Genomic DNA, 13,040 nt, shown 5'->3' on the forward strand with positions numbered 1-13,040 from the left:
CGTGTTCAGTGCGGGATCGACGTCAGTTCGTCGATGCCCAGCGCGAGGTTGAGGTTCTGCATGGCCTGGGTGGCCGCGCCCTTCAGCAGGTTGTCCAGCGTCGCCACCACCACCACGCGCTTGCCGCCCGGCGCGAGCGTGAAGCCACCGACCTGGGCACCGTGGCGGCCGGCGATGCGGCTGACCCACGGCGCTTCGTCCACCACCTCGATCAAGGGTTCAACGGCATAGGCCTGCTGGAAGCGCTCGACGATCTGCTCGCGGGTCTGTACGCGGTTCAGCCACAGGTTGGCGGTCAGCGTGATGCCCCGGAAGTGCGGCGCGACGTGCGGCATGAACTCGACCGCCACGCCCAGCTGTACGGACACCTCGCGCTCGTGCACGTGGTTGGTCAGCGCGTAGGGCATCAGGTTGTCGGCCAGCAGTTCGACGTTGTTCTTGTCCGACGGCGTAGTACCGGCACCGGAGTAGCCGGAGACACCGAAGCACTGCGGCGGACCCGCCAGCAGGTCCAGCAGCGGATGCACCGCCAGCTGCATCGCGGTGGCATAGCAGCCCGGGTTGCTGATGTGCTTCTGGCCGTTGTACCGGCCGCGGGTCAGCTCCGGCAGGCCGTAGTACCAGCTGTTGTCGAAACGGTAGTCGGCCGAGAGGTCGACGATGACGGTGTCCGGCTTCGCGGTTTCAAGCGCGGCCACGAACGGCGCGGCCAGGCCGTTGGGCAGGGCCAGGATCACCGCGTCCACGCCCTTGGCCGCCACCGCATCGGCGTCCAGGTTTTCGTACTGCAGCTCGCCCTGGAATTCCGGGTGGTGGTCGGACAGGCGCTGCCCGGCGCGCTCGCGCGAAGAGACGAAGGCCAGTTTCAGGCGCGGATGCGCGGCCACCAGCTTGATCAGCTCGGCGCCGGTATGGCCGCGGGCACCGACGATGCCCAGGGTAAAAGTCGAATCGTTCATGCGTGACTGTCCAGGCGGTACTGCAGGTGGCGCTTCACGCCCTGCCATTCCGCATCGATGATGGAGAAGATGACGGTGTCGCGCGGCGTGCCGTCGGCGTGCCGCTTGTGGTTGCGCAGCACGCCATCCTGCTTGGCGCCGAGGCGGGCGATGGCGGTGCGCGAGGTGACGTTGAACCAGCTGGTTTCCAGCACCACGCTGATGCAGCCCATGGACTCGAAGGCGTGCTGCAGCAGCAACAGCTTGGCCTCGGTGTTGGCGCCGGTGCGCTGCACGCGCGGCGTGTACCAGGTGTAGCCGAGGCTGAGCTTGGGCACGCTGGCATCCATGTCGTAGAAGCGCGTGCTGCCGATGATGTCACCGGCGGCGTCGCGGATCACGAACGGCAGCACCTTGCCTTCGGCGTGCGCCTGCAGCGCGGCCTGCACATAGTGCTCGACCTGCTGCGGTGACGGCACCTGGGTGTACCAGAGCTGGTCCAGGCCGCTGCCTTCGAGGGCAGCGCGCAGGCCGGGGACATGCTCAAGCTGCAGCGGCTGCAGCGCCACGTGCTGGCCGCGCAGGGTAGGCACCGTGTTCCACACGTCAGGAGGACTCATCGCTCACCCCAGCAGGCTCGGCGCGCGCTGGGCGCAGTGGTCGACATAGGTCTTGATGCGGTCGATGCCATCGGCACCGAACCAGAACACTTTCCAATGGTCCTGCTTGTAGCAGCCATCGGACTCGGCGTAGTAGAAGTGGTTGATCGGGTTGCCGTGGCGCGAGCGCCAGAACAGCTGCGGGGTCTCCTCCAGCATCACGTTCCAGACCGCGCGGCCCAGGCCTTCGCCCTGCGCATCGTCGAGCACGGCGAACTTGTCCAGGTACACGCCTTCGGCCTCGTCGGTGAGGATCACCGCGGTGCGGTAGTTCTCGCTGACATAGGCACGCAGCAGCCTGGTCTTTTCGAAGTAGTCCGGCACCAGGGTGCGGCCGAAGCTGGATTCGATCAGGCCCTTCAGCCGTGGCAGGTCGAGCTCGCTCCAGGCGGTGGCGCGCAGCACTTTCTCACCCTTGCGCACCAGCGTGCCCGAGCCCTTGTGGGTGAACAGTTCCTTGGCCAGGTCGGCCGGGCGAGTGATCGACACCGACGACTCCAGCGGCAGGCGGTCGAGCAGGTCCTTGATCTGTTCGATCTTCACCTTCATGCCGCCGTGGATCCACGGCTGCGCGATGAGGTGGTCGTACTCGGTGGACAGGTTGATCGAATCGATCACGTTGCCCGCCTCGTCCAGCAGGCCACCGGTGCCGGTCAGGAAGATGATCTTGTACGGCTGCAGCTCCTGCACCAGCTCGTTGGCGGCGAAGTCGGCGTTGACGTTGAGGATCTGGCCACCGGCAGTTTCACCCAGGCTGGTGATGACCGGGATCGAACCGGCACGCAGGCTGGCCTCGATCGGTGCCAGGTTGACCTTCTTCACCTCGCCGACGAGGCCGTAGGTGTCCACGTCCAGGTACTCGGCCTCGAACACGCCACCGGTAATCGAGGTGGCACGTGCGCCGTTCTGCTGCAGCGCCTCGACCAGGCGCAGGTTGGACTGCTGGAACACCCGGCGCACGATCGCCAGTGCTTCCGGCGAAGTCACGCGCAGGCCGTTCACGGTCTGCTTCTCGATGCCGGCCGCCGACAGCTCGGCATCCAGCTGCGGGCCGGCGCCGTGCAGCACGATCGGGGTCAGCCCGACTTCCTGCAGGAACGACAGCGAAGAGGTCAGCGCGTCGAGATCGTCGCGCAGCACCGCGCCGCCGACCTTGACCACGGCGAAGCGCTTGGCGTCCAGCTGCGAGAAACGCTTGAGGTACTGGCTGATCTCCTTCGCGCTGGCCATGCTGGAAAGCAGGCGCACGATGGTCTGGCGGGTCTGGCGGTGGGGCTGGAGGGCAGGAGACATTTCGGTTTCGTCACAGGCGGCGGTCGCCGCGTTGCAGTTCCGCCATGCCCGGGGCATGGCGGCGTTGTAGGGTCGATCAGGCGCCGGCGGCGATGATCCGGTGCACGGCGTGGGTATAGCGCTGCAATTGGTCCAGCGTCACGAACTCATCGGCGGTGTGTGCCTGGGCGATGTCACCCGGGCCGAATACCAGTGTGGTGTAGCCAGCGGCCGAGAACAGCGACGCCTCGGTCCAGAAATCCACGGCATTGCCGATCGGCAGCTCCAGCGCATCGGCCACGTCGCGCGCCAGCAGGCGGCGGTTCTCGGCCTCGGCGATGTCACCGGCGGGCAGGCTGGGACCACGGAACGTCTCGGTGAACACGGCGGCTTCCGGCTCGGCGAAACCGGCGAAGGTCGCCAGCAGGCCATCGATGTCCATCGACGGCAGCGGGCGGAACCCGAAGCGCACCTCAGCAGCCGGTGCGATCATGTTGGCCTTGATACCGCCTTCGACGCGACCGATGTTGAAGCGCAGGCCGGTCAGTCCACCGAAGCGCGCCGAGGCCAGCGATTCCACATGATCCAGCGCGCGATTGCCCCAGCGCATGGCCTGGTGCAATGCGCTGGCAGCCGCATCCTGCTTGCCCGACGCATGGCCGGCACGGCCGGCGAACTGCATCAGCACCGAGCTGATGCCACGATGCGCCAGCACCGCTTCGCTCATGGTCGGTTCGGCCACGAGTACGGCTTCATACGGCAGGCCACGGGCCAGGAACGCGGCGATGCAGCGCGGGTCGTTGGCTTCCTCGTCGCTGGAGAACAGGAAGGCGGCATCGCCATCGCTGGCATTGGCCGCCGCCACCAGCGCAGCGGCGGCGCCCTTGATGTCACACACGCCCAGGCCGACCACACGGTCGTCCAGGCGGCGCATCACATGCGGATCGGCACTCCAGTGCGGCGAGTCCGGTACGGTATCCAGATGCACGTTGAACAGGTACTTCGGCGTCCCACGCACGGCGTACAGGCTGACCGCACCCGCGCCATGGTCGATCACCTCGACGTTGAAGCCGGGCAGGTTCGCGCGCAGGTAATCGAAGATGCCACCGGTGGTGATCGCACGCGGCGGGTTGCGGGTGTCGAAGGACACCAGGGCCTGCAGGTGATCGAGCGTCTGTTCAAGCATGTGTCTGAATATCCGTAGGGTTCGAAATCGGTAGTGCCGGCCGCTGGCCGGCTCCGCAATGATCCAGCCGTGCCACGAGCCGGCCAGCGGCCGGCACTACCTTCCATTGACGCTGCGAGGCGCCGGCCAGCGGCCGGCGCCCCCGTCACAGGTCAACCGCGATTGACCTGCGCATAGACAGTCGAACTCATGCCGAACAGCTTGATGAAGCCTTCAGCCTCTTCCACGCCCCAGTCGGCCGACTGTGCGTAGGTGGCGCCCTTGGTGTTGAGCAGGTGCGGCGACTTCACCGCCACCGCGTCGACGCGGCCACCGCGGGTTTCCAGCACCACTTCGCCGTTGACCTTGGCCTGCGAGGACTTCAGGAACGCTTCGATGTCGGTCTTCAGCGGGTCGTGGTAGAAGCCTTCGTACACCAGCTCCACCCACTTGCGTGCCACGTCCGGCTTGAAGCGGTTCTGCTGCTTGGTCAGTACGGCATCTTCCAGCGCGCGGTGCGCGGCCAGCAGCGAGACCAGGCCCGGGGCCTCGAACACGATGCGACCCTTCAGGCCGATCACGGTGTCGCCGGTGTAGACGCCGCGGCCAACACCGTACGGGGCAAACAGCTTGTTGAGCTGGGCCAGGATCTGGTCGCCCGGCAGCGCCTTGCCGTTCAGTTCAACCGCTTCGCCTTCGACGAACTTCAGGGTGACGGTCAGCGCTTGTTCCGGCCACTCGCTGCGCGGCGAGCACCAGCCACGCGCACCTTCGCCCGGGGCTTCCCAACGGTCGATCTCGCCGCCGGACATGGTCACGCCCAGCAGGTTCTCGTTGATGGTGTAGGCCTGCTGCTTGGCGCGCACGCCGAAGCCGCGCTCTTCCAGGTACTTCTGCTCGTAGGCGCGGGTCTGGGTGTGTTCCTTCTGGATCTCGCGGATCGGCGCGATGATCTGGTAGTCACCCAGCGCCTTCACGGCCAGGTCGAAGCGGACCTGGTCATTGCCCATGCCGGTGCAGCCGTGGGCGATGATGTGGGTACCCAGCTCGGCAGCACGCTTCAGCGCGGCATCGACGATCAGGTAGCGGTCCGAGACCAGCAGCGGGTACTGGCCCTGGTAGCCTTCGCCGGCCCACACGAACGGCTTGACGAAGCCTTCCCAGATGGCCGGGCCACCATTGACGGTGACATGGCTGGTCACGCCCAGCTCGGCGGCACGCTTCTCGATGAAATCGCGCTCTTCATCATCCACGCCGCCGGTGTCGGCGAACACGGTGTGCACGTTGTAGCCACGCTCCTGCAGGTAGGGCACGCAGAAGCTGGTATCCAGGCCGCCGGAGAAGGCGAGAACGACGTCTTTGTTGCTCATGGGGATCAGGTCCACTTGGGGGATGGGAATTCGGTAGAGCCGACCGCTGGTCGGCTGAAGTGTTGGATCAGCGCCCGGCAACGGCGGCCATGATCGCCTTCTGCACGTGCAGGCGGTTCTCGGCTTCGTTGATGGCGATGCACTGCGGCGAATCCATCACCGCATCGGTGGCTTTCACGTTGCGGCGCAGCGGCAGGCAGTGGCTGAACACCCCGTTGTTGGTCAGCGCCATCTTCCGCTCGTCCACGATGAAGTGCTTGAACTGGTCGCGGATCGGCTTTTCCGGTTCCCAGTTGCCGAAGAACGGCAGCGCACCCCAGCTCTTGGCGTAGACCACGTCGGCGCCGGCGTAGGCGCTGTCGATGTCATGGCTGATCTTCAGCGAACCACCGCTCTCGGCCACGTTCTGCGCGGCCCAGCCCATGTAGCGCTCGTCGAGGATGTAGTCGGCGGTCGGGCACAGCAGGGTCACGTCCATGCCCATGCGGGTGGCGATGGTCAGCGCCGAGTTGGCCACGGCGGTGTTCAGCGGCTTGGGGTGGTAGGTCCAGGTCAACACGTACTTCTTGCCGCGCAGGTCCTGGGTACCGAAGTGCTCCTGCAGCGCCATGATGTGGGCCAGCTCCTGGCACGGATGGGTGATGGTCTCCATGTTGATGACCGGCACCGGCGAGTACTTGGCGAAGCTGTTGAGGACGATGTCCTGGCGGTCGTAGGCCCAGTCGACGAACTTGGGGAACGCACGCACCGCGATGATGTCGCAGTAACGGCCCAGCACCTTGGCCACTTCAGCGATGTGCTCTTCGGTATTGCCGTCCATCACCGTGCCGAGGTTGAACTCGATCGGCCACGCATCCTTGCCCGGCTGCAGCACCACCGCGTGGGCACCGAGCTGGAATGCGCCCAGTTCGAAGCTGGTGCGGGTACGCATGGAAGGGTTGAAGAACACCAGCGCGATCGACTTGCCCTTGAGCTGGTCGCCGAGCTTGTTGCGCTTGAACAGCGCGGCCTGGGTCAGCAGCGCGTCGAGATCGCTGCGGCTCCAGTCCTGGGTGTTCAGGAAGTGCTTGGGGGACATCATCTTTCCTTGCGTGGCGGCGCCGGGTTCGACGCGGTGGAAGGGAAAACAGGAAGCAAAGGTGAAACGAAAAGGTTGCAGTTGCAGCTTTCAGAACGCGGAAACGAAAAAACCCAGCCGGCGGGCTGGGTTTTTTTCGGACGAACAGCAAAAAGCTCCGGTTACCCAGCGAGAATGTGGGGTTCCGGTCGACGCGCACGCGAGGTCATGCCAGACGCCTGTCGGGCTGCGCTGCTGTCGTGCTGGAAGTCGGTGAGCTTCATGGCCGAATATCTTTGCATGCGGCCGTGACCGGCGCAAGGGGCCGGGGTCGCAGAATCAGGGATTGCCGGCGGCGCCCTGCTCCGGACCGACCCAGGGGGTGATCGACACCCGGATCTTGAGCCGGTTGCCCGGGTCTTCCGGCAGCCGCGACCGATACTTGGTGCCCTTGTAGACGTAGTCCACGTCGTAGGCGATGGGCCGGCGGAATTCACGCCCCACCGGCACGATGCGGCAGTCGCGGGTCAGCATCGGGCCATTGTTGGCAGGCGCTGGGGCCGGCGTTTCGGGGCCGGCCTCTTCGGAGGGCTCCTCGTCGCTGCGCTTGAACATCGAGCGCACCGAATCCCAGAAGCGGCTGATCCGGCCCTTGTCCTCGACCGGCTCCTCGCCGGTCACGTTCACCGGGGCCAGGGTCCGTGTCGACACCGGCTCGCAGTGCTCCTCGGTGCGGGTCGCGCGCAGGGTCTGGAACACCGGCTCGACGTTCAGCACCTGGGCGTAGTCGAACTTCACGTTCTCCACGATCACCACCCGGTTGCGGGGCTCGGCCTCCTGGGCCAGCACCACGGCGGGCAGCGCCGACAGGCAGGCCAGGGTCAGCAACGCGGTGGATTTCATTGGCGACGGGAGCAAGGACACGGCAATAGTGTAGGCAGTGGCGAGCGCAAGGGGCTGAACATTACCCGTCCACGCTGCTCCTGCCCACCCCACCCAGGATGGACCCGGCGTCCACCGGTGGCAGCCAGTGCCCCAAAGGGGGCCGACACGTTCTAAAATCACAGGCTTGTCCCCCAGCCACAGCCCCATGACCCTGCGCCTGCACAACAACCTGACTCGCCAGCTCGAACCGTTCACTCCGCTCGACCCGGCCTGTCCGACCCTGTATGTGTGCGGCCCCACGGTCTACAACTACGTGCACATCGGCAACGCCCGTGGCCCAGTGGTGTTCGGGGTGCTGGCCGATCTGCTGCGGCGCCGTTTCGGCGCGCTGCGCTACGCCCGCAACATCACCGACGTGGACGACAAGATCAACGCCGCTGCGCGCGAGCAGGGCGTGCCGATCAGCACCATCACCGGCAAGTTCGCCGCCGCCTACCGTGAAGACATGGCCGCGCTGGGCGTGGTGCCGCCGGACATCGAGCCGGAGGTGACCGCGCACATGCCGCAGATCATCACCATGATCGAGCAGCTGATCGCCAATGGTCATGCCTACGCCGCCGAGGGTCACGTACTGTTCGCGGTCGCCAGCTTCAACGGCTACGGCAAGCTCTCGCGCCGTGACCCGGAAGAAATGCTGGCCGGTGCCCGTGTCGACGTGGCCCCGTACAAGCGCGACCCGGGTGATTTCGTGCTGTGGAAGCCGTCCAGCGACGACCTGCCCGGCTGGGAATCGCCGTGGGGCCGGGGTCGTCCGGGCTGGCATATCGAATGCTCGGCGATGGCCGCAGCCCACCTGGGCGAGACCATCGACATCCACGCCGGCGGCGTCGACCTGCAGTTCCCGCACCACGAGAACGAGATCGCGCAGAGCGAATGCGCCCACGGAGGTAGGATCTTCGCCCGTTTCTGGCTGCACAACGGCATGCTCAACTTCGGCGGCGCCAAGATGAGCAAGTCGCTGGGCAACATCGAGCGCGTACACGACCTGGTCCGCCAGCATCCGCCGGAGGCGCTGCGCCTGGCCCTGCTGTCGGCCCACTACCGGCAGCCGCTGGACTGGTCTGATGCGCTGATCGAACAATCGGTGCGCACCCTGGACCGCCTGTACGGCACCCTGCGCGAACTGGCGTCGATCGAGGCCACGGCAGTGATCCCCGCCAGCGTCGAAGCGACCCTGGACGACGATCTCAACACACCCCAGGCGCTGGCCGAAGTGGCCCGCATCGCCGCCGACGCGCGTCGTGCCACCGACCCGGCCGAACAGGCACGCCTGAAGGGCGAGCTGCTCGGTGCGGGCCTGGTGCTGGGCCTGCTGCAGGCCGACCCGGCGCAGTGGTTCGGCACCGCAGCGGGCGACGAGGACGACGATGCCCGCGTCCAGGGCCTGATCGACGAGCGCGCCGCGGCCAAGAAGGCACGCGATTTCGCCCGTGCCGACGCCATCCGCGACCAGCTGGCCGCCGAAGGCATCGTGCTGGATGACACCCCGCAGGGCGTTCGCTGGTCGCGCAAGCGCAGCTGACCTGCCCTGCCCCGTGGCCGGTCCGCCGGCCACGCCCCCACCGTAGAGACTGTTGTGACCGACTCCCCGTTCCCGCTTGAACCCACCGCCGCCGAGGCCCAGGCCGCCATCGCCGAGGAATTCGGCTTCTTCGGCGACTGGTCCGAGCGCTACCAGTACCTGATCGACCTCGGCCGCAAGCTGCCGCCCTTCCCGGAAGAATGGAAGACCGAAGAGCATCGCCTGCTCGGCTGCCAGTCGATGGTCTGGATCGTGCCCGATGGCAACGCGCAGTCGCTGCGCTTCCATGCCATCAGCGATTCGGCGATTGTCTCCGGCCTGATCTTCCTGGCGCTGCGCGTGTACTCCGGGCGCTCGGCGCAGGAGATCCTGGACACCGAGCCGAGCTACATCCAGGACATCGGCCTGGCCCGCCACCTCTCGCCCACCCGCAGCAATGGTGTGGCGGCGATGCTGGCCTTCATCCGCGAGACGGCGCAGGCGCAGCTGCAGCGCGACCCGTCGTGAGCGAACCCGCCACAGCCGAAGACAGTGCACTGGGCCTGCTGTCCCGCCCCGGTTTCGCCAGGCTGCTGGCCTACCGCATCTTCGCGATGCTGTCCTACCAGGTGGTCGCGGTCACTGTCGGCTGGCACATCTACGAAGTCACCCGCAATCCGTTCTCGCTGGGCCTGATCGGCCTGGCCGAGGTCGTGCCGTTCTTCTGCGTGGCTCCGTTCGCCGGTTACCTGGTGGATCACCTGCCGCGCCGTCGGCTGGGCATGGTCGCCTGTTGCGGGCTGATCGCCACTGCACTGGTATTGACCAGCGTAGCCATGGGCTGGCTGCCGATTGACGGCGTGTGGCCGATCTATGCGGCCATCGCGCTGACCGGCATGGTCCGCGCCTTCCTGTCGCCGATCTACAACGCCTTGTTCGCCCGCGTGCTGGCCCGTGACCAGTTCGCCCGTGGCGCCGGCCTGGGCGCGGTGGTGTTCCAGGCCGGCATGATCGCCGGCCCGGCATTGGGCGGCGTGCTGGTCGGCTTCGGTGGCAAGGGCCTGTCCTACGCGGTGGCTACGGCCTTTGCGCTGGTGGCGATGGCCTGCCTGGCCACGCTGAAGGTGGAAGAACCGGTGCATACCGGTCCGGCCGCACCGATCTTCAAGAGCATCGCCGAAGGCGCGCGCTTCGTGGTCGGCAACCGGATCATGGTCGGCGCGATGGCGCTGGACATGTTCTCGGTGCTGCTGGGCGGCGTGGTAGCGATGCTGCCGGCGTTCCTGCACGAGATCCTGCACCACGGCCCGGAAGGCCTGGGCATCCTGCGCGCGATGCCGGCGCTGGGCTCGGTGTGCGTGGGCCTGTGGCTGGCGCGCCACCCGCTGCAGCGCAATGCCGGCCGCGTCCTGCTGTTCGCGGTGGCCGGCTTCGGCCTGTGCGTGATCAGCTTCGGGTTGTCGCAGCATTTCTGGCTGTCGGCGCTGATCCTGCTGTTCTACGGCGCGTTCGATGGCGTCTCGGTGGTGATCCGCTCGACCATCCTGCAGTTGGCTACGCCGGAAGAGATGCGCGGTCGCGTATCGTCGATCAACGGCATCTTCATCAGTTCGTCCAACGAGCTGGGCGCGTTCTATGCCGGCACGATGGCGAAGCTGCTCGGCCTGGTGCCGGCGGTGGTGCTGGGCGGATTCGCGGTGCTGAGCGTGGCCGGGATCACCGCGTGGAAGAACCCAACGCTGCGGAAACTGAATCTTCGCGACCTGCAGTGAACCTGTAGAGCCGAGCCCATGCTCGGCTGCGCATTTCCGTGCGCCCACGCAGCGGTTGCGCCGGGCCGCGCCCGGCGGGCTTCTTCCGCGACCGCGGCGGGGTGTAACCTTCTTTGCTCGTGCAAAGAAAGTCACCAAAGAAACACGCCGCCATCCGCGAGCCGGCGCTGCGCGCCGGTGCCCCTGCGCTCCTCGGCGAATCAGGGGACGGCGCGGAGAGCCAGCCGACTAGCAGTCGGCTCTACAGGATCGAGCGGCCTCTTCGCCCCTGATTCCCCTGCGGTGCTCGGCTCGCTACAAGGCGGACTCAACAGCCGCGAGCACGCATGACCGCTCCTGTCGGCCTGAGCAGAGCGTGGGCTCGGCTCTACATCGGCCGCGCACGCAGGAAACCGTCGAGACCCTGCGGGAGGGTCCGGGCAGGACCGTCCGCGGCATGGATGCCGCGGCCGAGCTTACAGGGATGTACTTGCAGCGTGTCCTGCCCGGACCCACCCGCAGGCTCACGCCGATACCCGCAAGGCGCCGCTCTACGCAGCCAACACGAACCCAACAAAAAACCCGGCCGAAGCCGGGTTTTTCGCATGACCAGACAACGAACTGGAATCAGTCGCCCTGCTGCTTCTGCAGGTGCTCCCAACGCTCCTGGGCGTCGATGGTGCGCTCTGCGGTGAGGCGCGCTTCCAGGCGCTCCAGGCCGATTTCTTCGCCGGTGTCGACGCAGTAGCCGTAGTCGCCTGCTTCCAGGCGCTTCAGGGTGCTGTCGATCTTGCCGATCAGCTTGCGGTAGCGGTCGCGGGTACGCAGTTCCAGCGAGTTCTCGGTCTCGCGGGTCGCACGCTCGGCTTCGTCGCCGATGTCACGCACTTCCTCGCGCAGGTTCTCGATGGTCTGCTTGGACTCTTCCACCAGGTCCGCGCGCCAGTTCTGCAGGCGCTGGCGGAAATACTCCTGCTGCAGCGGGCTCATGTATTCCTCTTCCGAGGACGGCTTGTAGCCAGCCGGCAGGATCGGGCGGCCAGTGGCCTCGTCGGTCTTGTACTCGACCACCTTGTACTTGCTGCGCGGGGCCGGTGCTGCCGAGCGGGCGGCGACGGCCACGGCAACCTTGCCGACAGGGCGCGACACGGTCTTCGGGGCGGAATCGGATTTCACGGCGGTTTTGGCAGGCGATTTCGAAACGGGCACGGGATTCTTGGATTGCGGGGCCTTCGAAGCGACAGGAGCGGCGGCCGGGGCCGGCGTTGAGGCCGGCTGGGCTGCCGCCACTGCCACGGTCTTGGCCGGGACAGGCTTGGCCGGAGCCGGCTTGGCAGCAGGCTTCGGTGCGGACTTCACTACTGGGGCCGGGGTCGGCTTTGCGGCCGGCGCGGCAACGTTCTTGGCAACCTTCTTTACAGCGGCGGGCGTGGCGGCCGGTTTAGCCGCAGCGACCTTCTTTGCTACGGGCTTGGCGACCGGCTTGGCTGCAGCCTTCTTCACCACCGCCTTCGGCGCCGGCTTGGCGGCGGCCTTCTTGACCACCGGCTTGGCGGCGGCCTTCTTCACCGGCGCGGCCTTGCTGACGGTCTTCTTCACCGGCGCCTTCTTGCTGGCGGCGGCTGGCTTGGCCTTGGCGGGCGCAGCGGCCTTCTTCGCCACCGGCTTGGTTGCCTTGACCGGCGTTTTCTTTGCGGTGGCCTTCCTGGCCGCCGGTTGCGAGGACGCTGCCTTGGTCGCCGGCTTGCTGGCCGGCTTCTTGGCAACGGGCTTTGCCGCCAACTTCTTCACAACAGGCTTGGCGGTTTTCTTGGCGGCCGTTGCGGCCTTCTTTGCAGTTTTTTTAGCAGCCACGAAACGCTCTTCCTTGGATTTCCCGGGGCCCGGGAAAGCGGGCCTTTATAGCCTACCCGACCCGCAGCAGCAACCTCGGCACCCTGCTCCATTCAGTCCTGGAGCCAAGGCGCCCTGGAGGGCAGTCCGACGAACACGGACCGCCTTGCGCGGTACGGAACCTGGCCAGCACCCGACGGTGCTGGTACCGGTCGCAGGCCATCGGCGACATGCGACCAACGCCCCATCCTGCACAAATGCGTCCTTCATGCCAACTGGCATAAGATGACTGGGTGATCTCGCGCCTGCTCATTGCCCTGCTGCGCTTCTACAAGCGCTTCATCAGCCCCCTGCTGGGGCCGCGCTGCCGTTTCGTGCCGAGCTGTTCTGAATACGCGATGGACGCCATCTCGCGGCACGGCCCGCTGCGCGGCAGCTGGTTGGCTGCGCGCCGGCTGGGCCGCTGCCATCCGTTCCATCCCGGCGGCTTCGATCCCGTGCCCGAGTCCCCCAACGCCCCCTCTTGCCGTTGCACAGGAAAACACTGAC

Annotated in this window: 12 protein-coding genes; 4 read left to right on the top strand and 8 right to left on the bottom strand. The window is 66.6% G+C overall.

Annotated features, from left to right (window positions below; translation table 11 throughout):
* Window positions 1–5: 5 nt before the first annotated feature.
* The 7 genes from argC to ACSDHM_RS12300 all read right to left on the bottom strand — a co-directional run bounded on the left by argC (window position 6) and on the right by ACSDHM_RS12300 (window position 7,364).
* A complete protein-coding gene (argC, locus tag ACSDHM_RS12270) occupies window positions 6–959 on the bottom strand; it encodes an N-acetyl-gamma-glutamyl-phosphate reductase (protein ID WP_072168393.1) in 954 nt (317 codons plus the stop codon).
* Window positions 956–1,558 carry a GNAT family N-acetyltransferase gene (locus ACSDHM_RS12275; RefSeq protein WP_012480827.1) on the bottom strand — a complete coding sequence of 201 codons (603 nt, stop codon included), beginning with the start codon at window positions 1,556–1,558 and terminating at the stop codon, window positions 956–958. Before ACSDHM_RS12275 ends, argC begins: the two co-directional genes overlap by 4 nt.
* Before the next feature lie 3 nt (window positions 1,559–1,561).
* Window positions 1,562–2,890 carry an acetylglutamate kinase gene (locus ACSDHM_RS12280; RefSeq protein ID WP_061478039.1) on the bottom strand — a complete coding sequence of 443 codons (1,329 nt, stop codon included), beginning with the start codon at window positions 2,888–2,890 and terminating at the stop codon, window positions 1,562–1,564.
* A 76-nt stretch (window positions 2,891–2,966) separates the two neighbouring features.
* A complete protein-coding gene (locus ACSDHM_RS12285; protein ID WP_049412643.1) occupies window positions 2,967–4,055 on the bottom strand; it encodes an acetylornithine deacetylase in 1,089 nt (362 codons plus the stop codon).
* A gap of 152 nt (window positions 4,056–4,207) precedes the next feature.
* The gene (locus ACSDHM_RS12290) at window positions 4,208–5,404 is read right to left on the bottom strand and encodes an argininosuccinate synthase (protein ID WP_072168394.1); all 1,197 of its coding nucleotides are present in this window, start codon (window positions 5,402–5,404) and stop codon (window positions 4,208–4,210) included.
* 67 nt (window positions 5,405–5,471) lie between these two features.
* Window positions 5,472–6,482: an N-acetylornithine carbamoyltransferase gene (locus ACSDHM_RS12295; protein ID WP_439426303.1), complete on the bottom strand. Its 1,011-nt coding sequence runs from the start codon at window positions 6,480–6,482 to the stop codon at window positions 5,472–5,474.
* 318 nt (window positions 6,483–6,800) lie between these two features.
* On the bottom strand, window positions 6,801–7,364 hold the full coding sequence (locus tag ACSDHM_RS12300) for a hypothetical protein (protein ID WP_111176208.1): 564 nt from the start codon (window positions 7,362–7,364) through the stop codon (window positions 6,801–6,803).
* A gap of 187 nt (window positions 7,365–7,551) precedes the next feature.
* On the opposite strand from ACSDHM_RS12300, the gene cysS reads away from it, so the two are divergent.
* Genes cysS through ACSDHM_RS12315 form a run of 3 tightly spaced genes read left to right on the top strand, consistent with a single transcriptional unit; the run spans window position 7,552 to window position 10,679 of the window.
* Window positions 7,552–8,928 (top strand): cysteine--tRNA ligase, encoded by a 1,377-nt coding sequence (cysS, locus tag ACSDHM_RS12305; RefSeq protein WP_072168397.1) that lies wholly within the window; start codon window positions 7,552–7,554, stop codon window positions 8,926–8,928.
* Between the two features lie 54 nt (window positions 8,929–8,982).
* The gene (locus ACSDHM_RS12310) at window positions 8,983–9,435 is read left to right on the top strand and encodes a SufE family protein (protein WP_095378134.1); all 453 of its coding nucleotides are present in this window, start codon (window positions 8,983–8,985) and stop codon (window positions 9,433–9,435) included.
* Entirely contained in the window at window positions 9,432–10,679 is a 1,248-nt protein-coding gene (locus tag ACSDHM_RS12315; RefSeq protein WP_072168398.1) for an MFS transporter, read from the top strand. The genes ACSDHM_RS12310 and ACSDHM_RS12315 overlap by 4 nt, the downstream gene beginning before the upstream one ends.
* Window positions 10,680–11,285: 606 nt before the next feature.
* Here the strand turns inward: ACSDHM_RS12315 and dksA are convergent.
* The gene (dksA, locus tag ACSDHM_RS12320) at window positions 11,286–12,512 is read right to left on the bottom strand and encodes an RNA polymerase-binding protein DksA (protein ID WP_072168399.1); all 1,227 of its coding nucleotides are present in this window, start codon (window positions 12,510–12,512) and stop codon (window positions 11,286–11,288) included.
* A gap of 272 nt (window positions 12,513–12,784) precedes the next feature.
* Here dksA and yidD point away from each other — a divergent pair, with 272 nt between their 5' ends.
* Window positions 12,785–13,039 (top strand): membrane protein insertion efficiency factor YidD, encoded by a 255-nt coding sequence (gene yidD / locus ACSDHM_RS12325; protein ID WP_014037867.1) that lies wholly within the window; start codon window positions 12,785–12,787, stop codon window positions 13,037–13,039.
* Window position 13,040 lies beyond the last annotated feature (1 nt).

Source organism: Stenotrophomonas sp. T8, assembly GCF_051853085.1.
Taxonomy (GTDB): Bacteria; Pseudomonadota; Gammaproteobacteria; order Xanthomonadales; family Xanthomonadaceae; genus Stenotrophomonas; species Stenotrophomonas sepilia.